The sequence below is a fragment of the Streptomyces sp. G45 genome (genome assembly GCF_049542095.1).
Lineage (GTDB): Bacteria > Actinomycetota > Actinomycetes > Streptomycetales > Streptomycetaceae > Streptomyces.
Window position 1 is genome coordinate 2552021 of sequence record NZ_JBMUZU010000001.1, and the last position, 13811, is coordinate 2565831.

At 70.4% G+C, this 13811-nt stretch carries 10 protein-coding genes and 1 pseudogene; 4 read left to right on the plus strand and 7 right to left on the minus strand.

Annotated features, from left to right (window positions below):
• The first annotated feature begins 102 nt into the window (after positions 1-102).
• On the plus strand, positions 103-1659 hold the full coding sequence (locus ACOBQU_RS10070) for an MFS transporter (RefSeq protein WP_423625930.1): 1557 nt from the start codon (positions 103-105) through the stop codon (positions 1657-1659).
• 143 nt (positions 1660-1802) lie between these two features.
• Here the strand turns inward: ACOBQU_RS10070 and ACOBQU_RS10075 are convergent, their stop codons facing one another.
• From ACOBQU_RS10075 to abc-f, 3 genes are read right to left on the minus strand one after another with little or no spacing between them, the layout of a single operon-like run.
• Positions 1803-2702: an ADP-ribosylglycohydrolase family protein gene (locus ACOBQU_RS10075; protein WP_423625931.1), complete on the minus strand. Its 900-nt coding sequence runs from the start codon at positions 2700-2702 to the stop codon at positions 1803-1805.
• 12 nt (positions 2703-2714) lie between these two features.
• Positions 2715-3374, minus strand: a complete 660-nt coding sequence (locus tag ACOBQU_RS10080; RefSeq protein WP_423625933.1) for a histidine phosphatase family protein — start codon at positions 3372-3374, stop codon at positions 2715-2717.
• Between the two features lie 34 nt (positions 3375-3408).
• Entirely contained in the window at positions 3409-5028 is a 1620-nt protein-coding gene (abc-f, locus tag ACOBQU_RS10085; RefSeq protein WP_423625935.1) for a ribosomal protection-like ABC-F family protein, read from the minus strand.
• Between the two features lie 219 nt (positions 5029-5247).
• On the opposite strand from abc-f, the gene ACOBQU_RS10090 reads away from it, so the two are divergent.
• The gene (locus ACOBQU_RS10090) at positions 5248-6057 is read left to right on the plus strand and encodes a TetR/AcrR family transcriptional regulator C-terminal ligand-binding domain-containing protein (protein WP_423625936.1); all 810 of its coding nucleotides are present in this window, start codon (positions 5248-5250) and stop codon (positions 6055-6057) included.
• Positions 6058-6071: 14 nt separating this feature from the next.
• Here the strand turns inward: ACOBQU_RS10090 and ACOBQU_RS10095 are convergent.
• Positions 6072-6676, minus strand: a pseudogene (locus tag ACOBQU_RS10095) (YdbC family protein).
• Between the two features lie 33 nt (positions 6677-6709).
• On the minus strand, positions 6710-7540 hold the full coding sequence (locus tag ACOBQU_RS10100) for an arylamine N-acetyltransferase family protein (protein ID WP_423625938.1): 831 nt from the start codon (positions 7538-7540) through the stop codon (positions 6710-6712).
• A gap of 121 nt (positions 7541-7661) precedes the next feature.
• On the opposite strand from ACOBQU_RS10100, the gene ACOBQU_RS10105 reads away from it, so the two are divergent.
• Entirely contained in the window at positions 7662-8189 is a 528-nt protein-coding gene (locus tag ACOBQU_RS10105; protein ID WP_423625939.1) for a TerD family protein, read from the plus strand.
• A gap of 251 nt (positions 8190-8440) precedes the next feature.
• On the opposite strand, the gene ACOBQU_RS10110 is transcribed toward ACOBQU_RS10105, so the two are convergent.
• Together ACOBQU_RS10110 and nrdR are read right to left on the minus strand one after the other, a co-directional pair.
• Positions 8441-11332, minus strand: a complete 2892-nt coding sequence (locus tag ACOBQU_RS10110; RefSeq protein ID WP_423625941.1) for a vitamin B12-dependent ribonucleotide reductase — start codon at positions 11330-11332, stop codon at positions 8441-8443.
• Positions 11333-11472: 140 nt separating this feature from the next.
• Entirely contained in the window at positions 11473-12027 is a 555-nt protein-coding gene (gene nrdR / locus ACOBQU_RS10115) for a transcriptional regulator NrdR (protein WP_423625943.1), read from the minus strand.
• 696 nt (positions 12028-12723) lie between these two features.
• Between nrdR and lexA the strand changes: the two genes are divergently transcribed.
• Entirely contained in the window at positions 12724-13509 is a 786-nt protein-coding gene (lexA, locus tag ACOBQU_RS10120; protein WP_423625944.1) for a transcriptional repressor LexA, read from the plus strand.
• Positions 13510-13811: the final 302 nt, after the last annotated feature.

Sequence of the window (13811 nt, forward strand, 5' to 3'; positions counted from 1 at the left end):
AGACGATGCCAGTGAACGCTTGCGTTCCCTGAGCGGGATTCACTACCGTAGGACGCGACAGTGAACGGGCGCGTTCACTAACGCACTTGTGGGGGATCCATAGTGACAACCTCTCAGTTAAAGCAAGATCAAAAGCCAGGTGCGGCCCGTCGAGAGGCGCACCGGGGAGTGGCCCTCACCATCATCGCCGCCTGCCAGCTCATGGTGGTCCTGGACGCGACGATTGTGAACATCGCGCTTCCGCACATCCAGGACGCGCTCGACTTCTCGACGACCGACCTGACCTGGGTCGTCAGCGCGTACACGCTCACCTTCGGCGGGCTGCTGCTCCTCGGCGGCCGGGCAGGCGACATCCTGGGCCGTCGACGGGTGTTCATGACGGGCATCCTGCTGTTCACCGTCGCCTCGCTGCTCGGTGGATTCGCCCAGGAACCCTGGCAGTTGCTGGCCGCGCGGGCCCTTCAGGGCATAGGCGGCGCCATCGCCTCGCCCACGTCGCTCGCGCTGATCACGACGACCTTCCCCGAGGGCCCCGAGCGGAACCGCGCCTTCGGCGTGTTCGCGGCCGTCTCCGCGGGCGGCGGCGCGATCGGCCTGCTAGCGGGCGGCATGCTCACGGAGTGGCTGGACTGGCGCTGGGTGCTGTTCGTGAACGTGCCCATCGGCGTGCTCATCGCGTTCCTGACGCCGCTCTACATCAGCGAATCCGAGCGCCATCCGGGACGCTTCGACTTCGTGGGCGCGCTCACGTCGACGGTCGGCATGGCCGCCTTGGTCTACGGGTTCATCCGGGCGTCCGAGGAGGGCTGGCGCGACGGTGTCACGCTGGGCTCGTTCGGTGTAGCGGCCGTCCTGCTGCTCGCCTTCGTGTTCATCGAGAGCCGCGCCAAGGAGCCGATCACTCCGCTGCGGATGTTCGCCGACCGCAACCGCTCCGGCACCTACGTGATCATGCTGAGCCTGGCCGCGGCGATGTTCGGCATCTTCTTTTTCATCGTGCTCTTCGTTCAGAACGTGCTGGACTACACCCCGATCGAGGCGGGTCTGGCCTTCCTGCCCGTCACCGCGGCGATCGTGATCGGTGCGGGCCTCTCCCAGCGGCTGCTGCCGACGCTCGGCCCCAAGCCGTTCATGGTCACGGGCTCGGCGATCGTCGCGCTGGGCCTTGGCTGGCAGACGTTCATCACTCCGGACAGTTCGTACGTCAGTGGGGTGCTCGGCCCGATGCTGCTGTTCGGCTTCGGCATGGGGCTGAACTTCGTGACGCTCACGCTGACCGCGGTCTCCGGCGTCGCCGTGCACGAGGCGGGTGCCGCCTCCGGCCTGCTCAACGCGACGCAGCAGGTGGGCGGTTCACTGGGCCTGTCCATCCTGACCACGGTCTTCGGCACGGCGAGCCGGGACGAGGCCAAGGAGCAGATACCGGACTTCATGGCGAAGGCCTCACCGGAGCAGAAGGCCGAATTCGCCAAGTCGCATGAGTTGCCGCCGCCGTGGGGTCACGAGGTGCTCTCCGAGGGCATCTCCACGGCCTTCATCCCGGCCGTCGGCATGGCCGTACTCGCCCTGGCCACCGCCTTGTTGGTGATCCGAGTACGGAAGAGCGACCTGGACGCGCTCGCCGGTACGGCGGAGGCGGCAGGTCCAGCGGGGGGCTGACGGGGGCCGTGTGTGCCGGGCCGTCCGCGACGGCGGGGCCAGGCCCGGCACGCACGGAGCCACCCCGTTCCCGCCGTCCCGTTCCCTGAAGGCAGCAGTCCGAGTCCCAGGAGGCACCGGCCACCGCCGGTTCAGGCGCCGATTCAGGCGACCGGCACCCAGGCGGGCAGCGGCTCGGTCCGCTCCAGCCACTGGGCGGGCGGCGCCGAGCCCGCCGCGGCGACGACTCCCCCGACGATCGCGCAGGTCGTGTCCATGTCGCCGCCTACCGCCGCCGTGGTCCAGAAGGCCTGCTCGTAGTCGTCCAGCGCGCGAGCGGCCGACCAGAGGGCGAAGGGCACGGTGTCGTGCGCGGTCGTACGGCGTCCGCATCCCAGGACGGCGGCGACCGTCCCCGCGTCGGCGTAGTCGAGCATGTCGCGGGCTCGCCGCAGCCCCGCCTCCACGGCACTGCGGGGCACCAGGGCGATCACGCCGTCGAGCAGCGCCTTGGAGGCGGGCGGACCCGCGGGGTCGGCAGCCAGTGCCGCCGCCGCGGCGACCGCCATGGCGCCGACGACGGCTTCCCGGTGCTGATGGGTGGTGTAGGCGGAGATCTCCGCCTGGTGGGTCGCCTGCTCCGGGTCGTCCGCGTACCAGGCGCCGAGCGGGGCGATCCGCATGGAGGCGCCGTTGCCCCAGGAGCCCTGCCCCTTGAACAGGGCGGATGCCAGCTCACGCCAGTCCCCGCCGTCCCGGATCTGGCCGAGCAGCCGGTTCACGGCGGGGCCGTAGCCGCGGTCGGCGTCTTGCCGGTCGGCGAAGGAGCGGGCCAGCGCGTCCTGGTCGATCCTGCTGTGGTCGGCGAGGACGGCCAGGACGGAACAGGCCATCTCGGTGTCGTCGGTCCAGGGCCAGGGGTCGTCGGGCAGCTCGCGGCGCTTGAGCAGCGGGTAGTGCGCGGGCGTGAAGAACTGGGAGCCCAGCGCGTCTCCCACCGCCAGACCGCGCAGGCTGGCCAGGGCGCGGTCCAGGCGCCAGTCGGGAGAGAGGTCAGCGGTCATCGCCCTGTCACTCTATCCGGTGATGCCGTACGGCTCTGGCTCCCGCCAGCGGTCGAACGGCCGGTCGAGGGTGTACTTGCCGTTCTCCCCGAGGAGCAGTGTCCGTGTCTCGCCGTTGCCCGGGTTGGACAGCGACTCGAACTCGGCCACCGACCAGTGGAACCAGCGCATGCAGAACAGCCGCATGGTCAGACCGTGAGTGACCAGGAGCACGTTCGGCGGATGGTCGGGGGCTTCGAAGCTGCGGAACAGGCTCTCCAGGAAGGAGCCGACCCGGTCGTAGACGTCGGCGCCGGACTCGCCCTGGGCGAAGCGGTAGAAGAAGTGCCCGTAGGCGTCGCGGTAGGCCTTCTGGAGGCGGACGTCGTCGCGGTCCTGCCAGTTCCCCCAGTCCTGCTCCCGCAGTCTCGGCTCCTCGCGTACACGGACCTGGTGGGGGTCGAGGCGCAGCGCGCGGAAGGTCTCGTGGGTGCGGCGGTACGGCGAGACGTACACGCTGATCCGCTCCTGGCCGAACACGTCCCGCAGGCGCTTGCCGGTGTCCTCCGCCTGCCGCCACCCCGTGTCGGTGAGGGCCAGCGCGTGGTCGGGCTCGCGCTCGTACACGGTGTCGTCGGCGTTGCCGACCGACTCGCCGTGCCGGACGAGGACGATGCGCCGGGGTCGTGCCATGGCTCGACCCTAGATCGGGTGCGGCGCGGCTGGCTCAGCCGGGTAGCCGACCGGCCTCCATCCGGCGTATTCGGCCCGTGAAGCGGCGGCGTAGGTGGCGGTCGTGGGAGACGACCACGAGGGCGCCGGGCCATTGGTCGAGTGCTTCTTCCAGTTCCTCGACCAGGGTCAGGGCGAGGTGGTTGGCGGGCTCGTCCAGCAGGAGCAGGTCGGCGGGCCTGGCGAGCAGCCGGGCGAGGCCGAGCCTCCGCCGCTGCCCGGCGGAGAGCGAGCCGACGGGGACATGGAGGTCGCGGGGGTGGAAGAGGCCATAGGAGAGCAGCAGCTCGGACTGCTCCTCCTCAGTGAGCGGCAGGCCCCTGCCGAAGGCCTCCAGGACCCGCTCGGTGGGGCGGCGTACGGGGATCTCCTGCGCCAGATAGCCGATGCGGCCGCGGCGGACGACCGAGCCCTCGTCCGGTTCGAGCACCCCCGCCATGGTGCGCAGCAGCGTGGACTTCCCCGCGCCGTTGCCGCCGTGGATGAGCAGCCGCTCGCCCGCGGTCACGGTCAGCTCCGCCACTTGGAGCCGGTCGCCGACGCGCACGTTGCGCAGCGTCACCAGGTGCCCCTCGGCAGCCCCGGTGGCCGGTCGGGCGGCGAAGCGCAGCGGCTCTGGCGGCTTCGGCACCGGGTGCTCGCGCAGACGGCGCAGCCGTTCCTGAGCGTTGCGGACACGGCCCGCGATGGAGGCCTGGACGCGGCCTCCGGCGCGGTCGTACGCCATCTTGTTGTTGTCCTTGATCGGGCGGCCGCCTGCCACCGCGTGTGCCGTGGTCGCCGCGAACTCCTCCAGGCGGCGAACCTCCTCCCGCCATTCCGCGTGCGCCTGCTCCCAGCGCTGCCGGGACGCCGCGCGCTCGGCGAGCAGGCCCTGATAGCCCCCTCCGTGGCGCACGACCGTGCGGCGGGCCTCGTCCACTTCGAGGATCGCGGTGGCCACGCGCTCCAAGAAGGTCCGGTCGTGGGAGACGGCGACGATCGTGCCCTGGTGGGCGAGCAGGGCGGTCTCCAGCCAGTCGAGCGCGGCCTCGTCGAGGTGGTTGGTCGGCTCGTCGAGGAACATCACCTCAGGGGCGGCCGCGATCAGGCAGGCCAGGCCAAGGCGCGCCTGCTCACCACCGGAGAGGCTGCCCAGTTCGCGCCCACGCTCTATGTGGGCGAGCCCGAGGCCGTGCATGGCCTTGTCGACTCGCGCGTCGGACTCGTATCCACCGCGCAGCTCGAAGGCCGTGAGCAGGTCTCCGTACTCCTCAAGGGCCGCTCCGGACGCCTCCGACACGCCACCGAGATCCGCCTCAAGTTCGCGCAGGCGTCGCTCCATGGCGCGCAGGTCGGCCAGGGCCACGTCGATCGCGTCACCGACGCTGCGGTCTCCGGGGAGCTGGGGCGTCTGCGCGAGGAGTCGGGCGCCGCCCTCCGCGACGGTCACCACCTCGCCGCCGTCGGGCTTCTCGATGCCCGCCAGCAGGTGCAGGAGCGTGGACTTGCCCGCGCCGTTCTCCCCCACCACGCCCACGCGTTCGCCTGGGCGGACCGTGAAGGAGACCCCGTCGAAGATCAGCCGGTCACCGCGCGTCTTGGTCATACCGCGCACCGAGATCTGAGTAGGCAAAAACACCCCCGCTATCGCATGCACCACGCCGTACCGCGAGCAAGCTAACGCAACGCTTGTCGCATTACAGCGAGTCTGACACAGCCGCCCGCACTAACGCAACATAAGTTGTAATTAAGTGTTGCTGGCACGACACCCCCTGGCGCCCGGCACGGGAACGGGCGCACCACCTGGCAGATGGACGACCACACGGCAGACGGACGGGACAGAGGTACGGAGATGAGCGACCGCGGTACGAAGGAGCAGGCCACGATGGCGCCGCGCACGGAAATGCGACCCGCGGGAGCGCAACCTGCGGAAGCGCAGCGCGCAGAAGCGCGGCCCACGAAGAAGGCGGCCGCGAAGGCGCGGCCTCCGAAGACCTCGGACGCGCCCCCCGCCGCACCCACCGCACCCACTGCACCCACCGCGCCCCCGAAGCCGCCCACCCCCACCCCCGGCACCCGCCGCCCCGGCGGCCGCACCGCCCGCACCCGCGCCGCCGTGCGCGACGCCGTCCTGAGCGGCCTCAGCGACCACGGCTACCCGGGCCTCACCGTGGAGTACGTCGCCGAGCACTCCGGCGTCCATAAGACCACCCTGTACCGGCGCTGGGGCGGCCTGGAGGGCCTGGTGGCCGATGCGCTCGACCTGGCGGGCGAGGACACCTGGACACCGCCGGACACGGGCTCCCTGGAGGGCGATCTGCGCGCCCTGGCCCGCGAGGTGGCCGACGCGTTCGCGGACCCGGAGAAGGCCGCCGCCCCGACCGCCTTCGTCGCCGCCGCGTTCCAGTCCCCGCGCGCGGCGGACGCCCTGCGCGCCTTCTACGCCGAACGCTTCGCGCGCTGCGAGGCCGTCGTCACGCGCGCGGTGGAGCGCGGCGAGGCGGACGCGGAAGTCGACGCGGCGGCGCTGGTCAGGGCCGTCTCGGCGCCGCTGATGCTCCGCCTGTTCGTCACCCGGGAGCCGGTCGACACGGCGCTCGCGGACCAGTCAGCGGCGGCGGCTCTGGCCGCGGTCCGGGCGGGCGCGTTCCACCGCGGCTGACGCCCCCTGGTGCCTCACACCGTCCACGAAGGCTCCAGATCGACGACGTCCCCCGTGAGCCCCGCGATGTCCGCCTCCGTCTGCGCACGCAGGGACAGCCGTTCCACGCGCTCCACGCGGTACTTGCCATGTTCGGCGGCCGACTGCCACATCGAGAGGATCAGGAACTCATGTCCGGGGGCCTCTCCGAAGAGCCCCGGACCATGCCGGGCGAGCCCGCCATGGCCGGGTTCCAGACCTTCTCCTGCATCAGCGCGAAGTGCTCCACCCGGTCCTCATGGACCCGGCAGTGCGCCACGCGCACCACGTCGGCGTCGGTGAAGCGCGGCTCGAAGCCCGTCTTCACGTCGAAGCGGTACTCGAACAGCTTGACCTCGCTGTCCTTGTACGTGCCCGTCTGCGCGGCGGCGAGCCGGTCGTGCGAGCGCGCCATGAAGGAGTCGTAGAAGGCCCGGCTCTCCCAGAACGCGAAGACATGGGCCACGTCGGGCCGACCACGGCTCCACCCTCCGCCCTGTCCCCGGAATCCCGGCTCCCCCAGAAGCCCCGCCCACTTTCGCTGCGCCCGCTCGAATCCCCGGCGGTCCACGACGGTGCAGCGAATCCACTTGACCAGCACCGCGCCATCGTACGGCGCAGCGCGTGGCCCTGGTCACGCTCGGGGGTAGTGCACCCGGATCAGCTCCGCGAAGTCGGCGTCATCCAGCTCGATCCCGAACTCTCCCGTGAGCAGGGTGCGCAACTCGCCCACCGGAACGTCCCGTTCGTCCACCGAGCCGTCGGAGCGTGCGACGGCCAGTCGCGCGCCGGTCAGTCGGCGGCGCGCCTCCGCGGTCGCCCGCTGGAGCACGGGACGCCGCATGAACGCGGACCTGGGGTAGGTGGAGGTGAAGTGGTTCATCACTACGTAGTCGACGGGCAGGCACTCCGCCAGCGTGTACGCGTAGAGGTCGAACCAGCCGTCAGCGTGCTCGGTCCGCAGCACCCACACGTCGTCCGTCTCGCGCAACAGGCTGAACCGCCACTCTCCTTGGCGCAGGTCGACACCGTCGCGCAGCGGCAGCGGCTCCAGGAGGCCCTCTCCTCCGAAGCCGACGTCACAGTGCCAGGGCTCGCCGTCCACCTCCACCTTGAGGAGCATGTGCGTGACCGGTCGCGTGGTGCTGGCCCCCGCCCTGACGCGGGCGCCGAGTCCGGTCACGGAGAAGCCGATCCGCTCCAGTACGGCGGCGAACAGCAGGTTCTGCTCGTAGCAGTAGCCGCCGCGCTTGCGGTGGACCATCTTGTCCTGGAGGGCGGCGACGTCCAGGACGACCGGGCGGCCGACCATGATCTCCAGGTTCTCGAAGGGGATCGACGTCACGTGCCCCCGGTGCAGCGCGCGCAGCGTCGCCAGATCGGGCTTGGCCTCTCCCTCGTATCCGACGTATCCGATCCGGGCGAAATAGGCCTCAAGGTCAACTTCTTCCCCGCTCCATGTCATGTCCCCAATGATCCCGGCGGTCTCTCCGGGTGCAAAGCGCGGGGTTCACGGCACCGATGTCAGTGGCAGGCCGTAGCGTGTCCGTAGCACTGGTAACCGGCCAACGGTGAGGGGGAGTTCGGTGAGCAGCATCAGGAAGGGACTCACGAAGGTCGAGGTCGGCCTGAAATGGGACCCGAGCCCTCTCGGCGCACCGTCCCACGACCTGGACATCATCGCTGCGACGTACACCTCTGACGACCCCCACGGCAGCCCCGCCTACCTGGTCCACTTCGACAGCCGCTCCCCGGACGGCACGATCACGCTCAGCCGCGACAGCAAGACGGGGCAGGGCTTCGGGTACGACGAGGTGATGGTCCTTGAGCTGGGGCGGCTCGCCGAGCGCTATGTGCGCGTGGTCATCGGCGTGGCCATCCAGCAGCCCCCGGAGGGGCGGGTGTTCGACGACATACTGAACGCATCGGTCCGTTTCCGCGACGGGTACACGGTCCTGGCTGAGAACGGCTTCGCGGACGTGACCGGATGCACGGCCGCCGTGGTCGGCGAGTTCCGCCGCGACGAGGGCGGGCAGTGGTCCTTCCGCGAGCTGGTCCAGGGTTTCGACACGGACCTGACGGCCTTCGCTGCCGCAATGGGGAGCGTGCGCTGACAGCGCGGTGAGCCCCCGGCGGCGGACGGTCACACCCGGCCCGCGGACGGCTGCCCCCGGCGGCAGACAGACGAGAGGGCGCCGACCGACAGTCGGCACCCTCTCTCCAGGCACGGAGCCCGAGCACTCAGGCACAGGGCCCGGACACCTCCGGTACGAAGGCCGGACCCTCGGGCCCCGGGCCCGTCAGGCGCGGAGCCCGGGCACCCTCAGCAGCCGCGTTCCCACCGCCGCCTCAGGTGCCCCCGGCGTCAGCTGCAGCCGCTGGTGGAGCCGCAGCCCTCGCAGATGTAGCACGAACCGGCGCGCTGCATCTTCGTACCGCAGGAGAAGCACAGCGGCGCGTCCGCCTGGATGCCCAGCTGCATCTCGACCAGTTCGGCGCTGGTGTGCGCCTGCTGCGGGGCCGGAGCCTCGGCCTGCGCCTTGGGCGCGGCGACCGCCTTCAGGGTCTCCGTCTGACGCGGCGCGGACTGCGCCAGGCCCTCGACGTCGACGTCTTCGTCGGCCGGTTCGTACGAACCGGTCTCCAGGTGGCGCTGGCGCTCCTCGGCGGAGTGGATGCCGAGCGCGGAGCGCGTCTCGAAGGGCAGGAAGTCCAGCGCCAGGCGGCGGAAGATGTAGTCGACGATCGACTGCGCCATCCGCACGTCCGGGTCGTCGGTCATGCCCGCGGGCTCGAAGCGCATGTTCGTGAACTTCGAGACGTACGTCTCCAGGGGCACGCCGTACTGGAGGCCGACGGAGACGGCGATGGAGAAGGCGTCCATCATGCCCGCGAGGGTCGAGCCCTGCTTGGACATCTTCAGGAAGACCTCACCGAGGCCGTCGTCGGGGTACGAGTTGGCGGTCATGTACCCCTCGGCGCCACCGACCGTGAAGGACGTGGTGATGCCGGGGCGGCCCTTCGGGAGGCGCTTGCGGACCGGGCGGTACTCGACGACCTTCTCGACGGCCTCGCGGATCGTCGCCTCGGCCTTCTCGGTCACCTCGGCCTTCTCGTCCTCCTTCTTCTTGGCGGAGAGCGGCTGGCCGACCTTGCAGTTGTCCCGGTAGATCGCGAGCGCCTTGACGCCCATCTTCCAGGCCTCGAAGTAGACCTCTTCGACGTCCTCGACGGTCGCGGTCTCCGGCAGGTTGACCGTCTTGGAGAGCGCGCCGGAGATCCACGGCTGGATGGCCGCCATCATGCGGACGTGGCCCATCGCGGAGATGGAGCGCTCACCCATGGCGCAGTCGAAGACCTCGTAGTGCTCGGTCTTCAGGCCCGGGGCGTCGATCACGTTGCCGTGCTCGGCGATGTGGGCGACGATCGCCTCGATCTGCTCCTCCTGGTAGCCCAGGCGGCGCAGGGCCTGCGGGACGGTGCCGTTGACGATCTGCATCGAGCCGCCACCGACGAGCTTCTTGAACTTGACCAGGGCCAGGTCCGGCTCCAGACCGGTGGTGTCGCAGGACATCGCGAGACCGATGGTGCCGGTCGGCGCGATCACCGAGGCCTGGGAGTTACGGAAACCGTTCTTCTCGCCCAGGCGGATCACGTCCTGCCAGGCCTCCGTGGCGGCGGCCCAGATCGGGGTGTCCAGGTCGTCCATGCGGACGGCCGCGGCGTTGGCGTCGGCGTGCTGCTTCATGACGCGCTTGTGCGGCTCGGCGTTGCGGGCGTAGCCGTCGTACGGGCCGACGACCGCGGCGAGCTCCGCGGAGCGCTTGTACGAGGTGCCGGTCATCAGCGACGTGATGGCACCGGCGAGGGCGCGGCCGCCGTCGGAGTCGTAGGCGTGGCCGGTGGCCATCAGCAGGGCGCCGAGGTTGGCGTAGCCGATGCCGAGCTGGCGGAAGGCGCGGGTGTTCTCGCCGATCTTCTGGGTCGGGAAGTCCGCGAAGCAGATGGAGATGTCCATCGCCGTGATGACCAGCTCGACGACCTTGGCGAAGCGCTCGGACTCGAAGGACTGGTTGCCCTTGCCGTCGTCCTTGAGGAACTTCATCAGGTTCAGCGAGGCGAGGTTGCAGGACGTGTTGTCCAGGTGCATGTACTCGCTGCACGGGTTCGACGCGGTGATCCGGCCGGACTCGGGGCAGGTGTGCCAGTGGTTGATGGTGTCGTCGTACTGGATGCCGGGGTCGGCGCAGGCCCAGGCGGCCTCGGCCATCTTGCGGAAGAGCGCCTTGGCGTCGACCTCCTCGATGACCTCGCCGGTCATGCGGGCGCGCAGGCCGAACTTGCCGCCCGACTCGACGGCGCGCATGAACTCGCCGTTCACACGGACCGAGTTGTTGGCGTTCTGGTACTGGACGGACGTGATGTCGTCGCCGCCCAGGTCCATGTCGAAGCCCGCGTCGCGCAGGGCGCGGATCTTCTCCTCTTCCTTGACCTTGGTCTCGATGAAGTCCTCGATGTCCGGGTGGTCGACGTCGAGGACGACCATCTTCGCGGCGCGGCGCGTCGCGCCACCGGACTTGATCGTTCCGGCGGAGGCGTCGGCACCGCGCATGAAGGAGACCGGACCCGAGGCGTTGCCTCCGGAGGAGAGCAGCTCCTTCGAAGAGCGGATGCGGGAGAGGTTCAGGCCGGCACCGGAGCCGCCCTTGAAGATCATGCCCTCTTCCTTGTACCAGTCGAGGATCGACTCCATGGAGTCGTCGACGGACAGGATGAAGCAGGCGGAGACCTGCTGCGGCTGGGGCGTGCCGACGTTGAACCACACCGGGGAGTTGAAGCTGAAGATCTGGTGGAGCAGGGCGTACGCCAGCTCGTGCTCGAAGATCTCGGCGTCCGCGGGGGAGGCGAAGTACTTGTAGTCCTCACCGGCCTTGCGGTACGTCTTCACGATGCGGTCGATGAGCTGCTTCAGGCTCACCTCGCGCTGCGGCGTGCCGACCGCGCCGCGGAAGTACTTGCTCGTGACGATGTTGACCGCGTTCACCGACCAGAAGTCGGGGAACTCGACGCCACGCTGCTCGAAGTTGACCGAACCGTCGCGCCAGTTGGTCATGACGACGTCGCGGCGCTCCCAGGTCACCTCGTCGTACGGGTGCACGCCGGGGGTCGTGTGGATGCGTTCGATACGCAGGCCCTTGGCGCCCTTGGATCCCTTGGCGCGGGAACCTCGTGCCGGGCCGCTCGTCGTCTCGGTCATGCCGCCTCCCTGTATCAGGCTAAAACGCCCTGAAGTGCCACGTTCTTCCCGCAGCACGGTGTGTGTCTGGTGTCGCGGGCACCCCTCTCAGGGGCACCCCGCGACAGGTCTGGTGCGCCGTCGTACCGTCCGTGGGACGGTCAGTCGGCGGCGGTGGCAGGCTGCGGGACTTCGGGAGTCCCTCCGGGCCCGCGGCCGGTCGCGGCACGCTCCGTGCCGGAGCTGTCCGGCGCGTCGTCGCGCCGTGCGTCCCGCTGGCCCCGCAGCTCCTCGATCGCGGCCTCGAAGTCCTCCAGCGAGTCGAACGCCCGGTAGACGGACGCGAAGCGCAGGTAGGCGACGAGGTCGAGCTCCTGTAGCGGGCCGAGTATGGCGAGCCCCACGTCGTGGGTGGTCAGCTCGGCGCTTCCGGTGGCGCGCACGGCCTCCTCGACCCGCTGGCCGAGCTGGGCCAGCGCGTCCTCCGTCACGGGCCGCCCCTGGCATGCCTTGCGGACGCCGTTGATGACCTTGGTGCGGCTGAAGGGCTCGGTCACGCCGGAGCGCTTGATCACCATCAGTGAGCACGTCTCGACCGTCGTGAAACGGCGCGAGCAGTCCGGGCACTGACGGCGCCTGCGGATCGACGTGCCGTCATCCGTGGTGCGGCTGTCGACCACGCGGCTGTCGGGGTGCCTGCAGAAGGGGCAGTGCATGGAACGTCCAACCCTCCTTAACGGCACGACTCAGAGGCCTCAGCGGGCCCTTGAGCCCCTCGAAGCAGCCCCCAGCATAGGCGATGCCCGGAGGCCCGGAAGACCGGGGACCACAACTTGTGGGCTGCGGCACCAATCCAACCACTAGATCTGGGGTTTGCCGTGATTTCGGCGCCGTCGCGTGTCGCGGGCGCGCACCGCTCGCGGCGCGGCGCCCGGCGCCCGGCGGGCGCGGAGGCTCAGCCCCTCCGAGGGCGGCGCTCGGCACCCTTCAGGCATGGCGCCCGGCGCTCCTGGGCGCAGCCCTCCGCGCCCTCGCGCACGGCGCCAGGCATCTCGTTCACGGCGCCAGGCCCGCCCGCGCGCCGCACCGCCGGACTCGCGCGCGGGCGCCAGTGCGCCCATGCGGGCCATGTCGCCGCCCACACGGGCAACGCCGCCGGTGAGACCGGTGCGGGGTTGACGGGGGTCAGGGTGGCAGTATGAGACTCTCACCCGGCAGGGTTACGACCCCGGCGGTGAAGCGTACCGTAATGAACCGAATTGCCTTTCGGTCCACGCGTTAGCCATACACCCAGACACATGATCACGTCAGGCAATCTACGATTTTTCACTCGAACGTGTGTTTGGCGCAACCTTTCGAAAGCAACTACCGTTGGCTAACTAGGGAGAACATTTCGAGAGGGGCCGACCGACGTGACCACCACCGCAGACAGCGCCACCATCACTGCCCAGGACCGCTCCCAGAGCCGATTCGAGCCGGTGCATGCCATGACTGACGCAGCCACGAACCAGGAGGGGCCCAAGCCCACGCGCTCCCTGCCGGGCCGACCTCCAGGCATCCGCGCCGACAGCTCGGGGCTCACCGATCGCCAGCGCCGGGTGATCGAAGTCATCAGGGACTCGGTCCAGCGTCGTGGTTACCCGCCGTCGATGCGGGAGATCGGACAGGCGGTCGGCCTCTCCAGCACCTCCTCGGTGGCCCACCAGCTCATGGCCCTGGAGCGCAAGGGCTTCCTGCGCCGCGACCCCCACCGCCCCCGCGCCTACGAGGTCCGCGGCTCGGACCAGCCGAGCACCCAGGCCACGGACACCACGGGCAAGCCCGCCGCTTCGTACGTCCCACTGGTCGGCCGCATCGCCGCCGGTGGCCCGATCCTCGCCGAGGAGTCGGTCGAGGACGTGTTCCCCCTCCCCCGGCAGCTCGTCGGCGACGGCGAGCTGTTCGTCCTGAAGGTCGTCGGCGACTCCATGATCGAAGCGGCGATCTGCGACGGCGACTGGGTCACGGTCCGCCGCCAGCCCGTCGCCGAGAACGGTGACATCGTCGCCGCCATGCTCGACGGCGAGGCCACGGTCAAGCGCTTCAAGCGCGAGGACGGCCACGTCTGGCTGCTGCCGCACAACGCCGCGTACCAGCCGATCCCCGGCGACGAGGCCACCATCCTCGGCAAGGTGGTCGCCGTGCTGCGGCGCGTGTGACCCCCGCCCCTGACCGGCCCCGGGACCCACTGCGCCGGTTCCGGGGCCCTGCCATGTCCGGGCCCCGGGGCACCTGAGTCCACCACGGGGTTCCTGAATCCACTACGGGGCCCCGACGGGCCGCCCTGGGCCCCGGCGCCGTACGCTCCGCACACGCTCAGAGCCGTCACGGCCGCGCCCCGCAATCAGATCGGCCCCACCCCAGCCAGGGGCACCGAAAGAGGCCGACAGAGCCCACCACGCGCCCACGGAGCCCCGCCCGTGGCGACGGGCACCCCGCCCCGCCGCCGCGCAGAGGCCCC